The organism is Glaciimonas sp. GG7, assembly GCF_052976905.1.
Window position 1 is genome coordinate 1 of the sequence record NZ_JBRIIQ010000217.1, and the last position, 1,119, is coordinate 1,119.

A 1,119-nucleotide genomic window follows, 5' to 3' on the forward strand; every position below is an offset into this window, starting at 1 on the left:
GCAGTCGGTGATAGCTTCTCTAAGCGCCCGGTTCATCGAGCACGAATCGATAGCAAGCGCTGGCGATCCGCGCTCGCATCAAGGAGCTGTATCAATGCTTCGGTAGTCGCTTCCCTATTTATGTGACGGTCACCCAATGTGATTTGCTGGCAGGTTTCGTCGAGTTTTTTCACGCTATGGGACGCGAGGAACGGGCTCAGATCTGGGGGATGACCTTCCCAGTCAGGGCTGGAGATGAGGTTGGCGAGGCGCTCTCCACTTTTCCGGACCGTTTCCTGGAACTGGAGCAGCGATTGCAGGTGGGTGTGCTTGAACGCATGCAGCAGGAACGTGACCTCCAGCGGCGCGCCTTGTTGTATGGCTTTCCGCAGCAATTCGCGGCGATCGGCGATGTCTTGGGCGATTTCCTTAATAAGGTGTTTCAAGTCACTCGCTATGAAGATACGGCATTCCTGCGTGGTGTGTATTTCACCAGCGGCGGGCAGGAGGGCAGTCCAAACAATCGGGGCAAGGCGCCACTCCCCGCCGGTGGTCGGAGTTATTTCATCACCACGTTGCTACGTGAATTGATATTCAAGGAATCCGAACTGGCCGGGACTGACCGCAACTTTGAGCGCAGCCGCCAGCGCATGCGTTGGATGGCTGTCGGTTTCGCTGGCCTGATGCTGGCGCTGGCAGGCACCGGCCTGGCGACCAGTTATTTTCGCAACCAGCAGTATGTGGCCGATGTATCGGCGCGCAGCTTTCAGCTCAGCCGCCTTGCTAAGACCACGTCGTCGCAAGATAGCCTGATTGCAATGCTGCCGCTACTGAACGCGGCGCGCCAGCTGCCGGGCGGTTACGCCGAGCGGGACAACAGCGTACCGCTACTCAATCGTTTTGGGTTGAGCCAGGCTGGCAAACTCGGCGCCGAAGAACAAGTCCTTTACCTACGCCTATTGCGCAGCGTGCTCATTCCACGCCTTGTCAGCCGTCTGGAAGAAGTGCTTCGGCGCGGCGACGCTAACAATCAGGAATACGTGTATGAAGCGTTGCGCGTGTATTTGATGCTGGGTAAGCCGCAGCATCATCGATTCGTGCTTGTCCGTGGTACTCGGCATAGAACTACTGAGTCGGAGA

1 protein-coding gene is annotated in these 1,119 nt (G+C 57.5%); it reads left to right on the forward strand.

Annotated elements, in window-relative coordinates; all coding sequences use genetic code 11:
• Positions 1-116: 116 nt before the first annotated feature.
• The coding region (locus tag ACVBEF_RS21220) for a type VI secretion protein IcmF/TssM N-terminal domain-containing protein (RefSeq protein WP_447125875.1) at positions 117-1,119 on the forward strand (1,003 nt) is incomplete at its 3' end.